Here is a 2,784-nt window from a genome sequence, read left to right as displayed (position 1 = left end):
AAGCAGCATCCCGAGGTCGTGTCCTGGGCCGACTTCTTTGCCGCTCAGCGCAAACACCGCACTGCCGGCTAAGACATCGCAGGGCTGAGCCGCGATTGCCTGATTCGCGGTGCCGGCCGGCGAGCGGCCGTGGCAGGGCCCGCTGGTGGTCGTGCTGGCGCTGGTGTGCAGCGCCGCGCTCGTCGCGCACTGCGTGCGCCGGTTCGGTGGCATCACCGGTGACGTGCTCGGCGCGGCGGTCGAGGTGACCACGACCGTCGCCGCCGTCGGGCTGGCGATCCGCTAGGACAGCCGGGCCATCCAGCCGTGGGTGTCGGCGAAGGTGCCGCGCTGGATGCCGGTCAGCGTGTCGCGCAGCGCCATGGTGATCTCACCGGGTTCGCCGTCGGCGATGGTGAACTCACCGTCCCCGTGTTTGACGTGCGACACGGGCGTGATCACCGCGGCGGTGCCGCATGCGAACACCTCGGTGATCTCGCCGGCGGCGGCCTTCTTCTGCCACTCGTCGACGTCGATCTTGCGCTCCTCGACCGCGAAGCCCGCGTCGGTGGCCAACTGCAGCAACGAACTCCGCGTGATACCGGGCAGCAGTGAGCCGGACAGCTCGGGGGTGACCAGCCGGGCGCTGCCGCCGCTGCCGAACACGAAGAACAGGTTCATGCCGCCCATCTCCTCGACGTAGCGGCGTTCGATCGCGTCCAGCCACACCACCTGATCGCAGCCGTTCTGGGCGGCCTCGGCCTGCGCGAGCAGCGACGCGGCGTAGTTGCCCCCGAACTTCGCGGCGCCCGTGCCGCCGGGCGACGCGCGCACGTACTCGTGGGAGAGCCACACGCTGACCGGTTTGATCCCGCGCGGGAAGTAGGCGCCCGCGGGCGATCCGATGACCAGGTAGCGGTATTCGTTGGCCGGCCGCACGCCCAGACCCGGTTCGGTGGCGAAGATGAACGGCCGCAGGTACAGCGACTCCTCGCCGCCGGCCGGCGGCACCCACTGCTCGTCGACGGCGATCAACTGGCGCAGCGACTCGATGAACACCTCGTCGGGCAGCTCGGGGATGGCCAGCCGGCGCGCCGAGGTGCGCAGCCGGGCCGCGTTGGCCTCGGGCCGGAACGACACGATCGACCCGTCGGCCCACCGGTAGGCCTTCAGCCCTTCGAAGACCTCCTGCGCGTAGTGCAGCACGATCGCCGAGGGGTCCAGTTCGATCGGGCCGTACGGGATCACCCGCGCGTCGTGCCAGCCTTCGTCGACGGTGTAGTCGATCGAGACCATGTGATCGGTGTGGAACTTACCGAAACCGGGGTTGCCCAGGATCTCGGCGCGTACCTCGTCGCTCGCCGGATTCGCGTTGCGATCGACGGAGAACTCGAGGCCTTCACTCATGCAGGCGATTGTATATCCCGGTGACCAACGGTTTTTGGGGTCCGCCCTCACCGGGTCCGGGTGTCGACGAACGGCGGCTTGACCACTTCGCATTCGATGCGGCGGCCGCGGACGTCGACGTCCACGCGCGCCCCGTCGGCGACGCCGGCCGCGGTGTCGATCAACGCCAGCGCGATCCCGACTTTCAGTGTGGGAGAGAAGGTTCCCGACGTGGTGGTCCCGACCGCGGCGCCCCCGTCGAGCACCGTCAGGTCCGGCCGCAGCACACCGCGGCCGAGCGCGCGCAGCCCGCGCAGGGTGCGCCGCGGACCGGCCTCCTTCTCCGCCAGCAGCGCGTCACGGCCCCAGAACGCGTCCTTCTTCCAGCCGACCGCCCAGCCGCAGCGCGCCTGCAGCGGCGAGATGTCCAGCGACAGCTCGTGGCCGTGCAGCGGGTAGCCCATCTCGGTGCGCAGCGTGTCACGCGCACCCAGACCGGCCGGCTCGCCACCCGCCGCCCGCACGGACTCGACCAACGCGTCGAACACCACCTCCGCCTGGTCCCACGCCGGGAGCAGCTCATAGCCGTGCTCGCCGGTGTAGCCGGTACGGCAGACCCGCACCTCGACGCCCTTGAATCCGGCGTCGGCGTAGCCCATGTAGTCCATGTCCGTGGGCAGCCCGAGCCCGCCGACCACGTCGGCCGACCTGGGCCCCTGCACCGCGAGCACCGCCCGCGAGCGATGCTCGTCGGTGACGGTCACCCCGTCCGGGGCACGTTCCTGCAGCGCGGCGACGACGGCCGCGGTGTTGGCGGCGTTGGGCACCAGGAAGATCTCGTCGTCGGAGACGTAGTAGGCGATCAGGTCGTCGATCACTCCGCCGTCCTCGGTGCAGCACAGCGTGTACTGCGCCTTGCCCGGGCCGATCCGGCGCAGGTCGTTGGTGAAGGCCGAGTTGACGAACTCGGCCGCGCCCGGCCCCTTCACCAGCGCCTTGCCCAGGTGGCTGACGTCGAACAGGCCCACGGTGGTGCGGGTGGCGGTGTGCTCGGCCACCGTGCCGGCATACGACACCGGCATCGACCAGCCGCCGAATTCGGCGAAGCTCGCTCCGAGCTCGCGGTGACGGTTCTCCAGAGGTCCGGCCAGCAGGTTGTCGCTCACGGCGAACCACACTAGTAGCGCGCCGCTCCTGAACCGCATCGCTAGGGTGAATCCCCGTGAGCACCTCAGCCGGTTACCAGTCCCCCGCCGTCACGGTCGCCAGCGCGCTGCCCAAGCGCCGGTCCGACTCGTCGGTCCTGATCGTGCCCGTCGTCAGCGACGGAGAGGGCCCGGACGCCCGCGCCACCGTGGTGCCCGGTCCGCACCTGAGCGCCGGCGCCGTCGGCGAGATCGAGGCGGCGCTGCAGGCGCT

2 protein-coding genes and 3 pseudogenes are annotated in these 2,784 nt (G+C 70.7%); 3 read left to right on the top strand and 2 right to left on the bottom strand.

Annotation, left to right across the window (positions count from 1 at the left end):
• Positions 1 to 72 (top strand): annotated as a pseudogene (locus ASJ79_RS34295) (WhiB family transcriptional regulator); the annotation flags it as partial.
• Between the two features lie 34 nt (positions 73 to 106).
• Positions 107 to 286 (top strand): annotated as a pseudogene (locus ASJ79_RS31375) (adenosylcobinamide-GDP ribazoletransferase); the annotation flags it as partial.
• Here the strand turns inward: ASJ79_RS31375 and ASJ79_RS21735 are convergent.
• Together ASJ79_RS21735 and gcvT are read right to left on the bottom strand one after the other, a co-directional pair.
• On the bottom strand, positions 283 to 1,386 hold the full coding sequence (locus tag ASJ79_RS21735; protein ID WP_067959765.1) for a branched-chain amino acid aminotransferase: 1,104 nt from the start codon (positions 1,384 to 1,386) through the stop codon (positions 283 to 285). The pseudogene ASJ79_RS31375 and the gene ASJ79_RS21735 sit on opposite strands and share 4 nt — an antisense overlap.
• Before the next feature lie 47 nt (positions 1,387 to 1,433).
• A complete protein-coding gene (gene gcvT, locus ASJ79_RS21730) occupies positions 1,434 to 2,570 on the bottom strand; it encodes a glycine cleavage system aminomethyltransferase GcvT (RefSeq protein ID WP_197420322.1) in 1,137 nt (378 codons plus the stop codon).
• A gap of 17 nt (positions 2,571 to 2,587) precedes the next feature.
• Here gcvT and ASJ79_RS21725 point away from each other — a divergent pair.
• Positions 2,588 to 2,784 (top strand): annotated as a pseudogene (locus ASJ79_RS21725) (leucyl aminopeptidase); the annotation flags it as partial.

It is taken from the genome of Mycobacterium sp. NAZ190054, assembly GCF_001545925.1.
Lineage (GTDB): Bacteria > Actinomycetota > Actinomycetes > Mycobacteriales > Mycobacteriaceae > Mycobacterium.
Note: the sequence above shows the minus strand (reverse complement) of the source record. Positions and strands in the feature narration are given on the sequence as shown.

Coding starts and splice junctions, on each gene's coding strand:
- gcvT (WP_197420322.1), bottom strand. CDS start 2,570: ATGCGGTTCAGGAGCGGCGCGCTACTAGTGTGGTTCGCCGTGAGCGAC.
- ASJ79_RS21735 (WP_067959765.1), bottom strand. CDS start 1,386: ATGAGTGAAGGCCTCGAGTTCTCCGTCGATCGCAACGCGAATCCGGCG.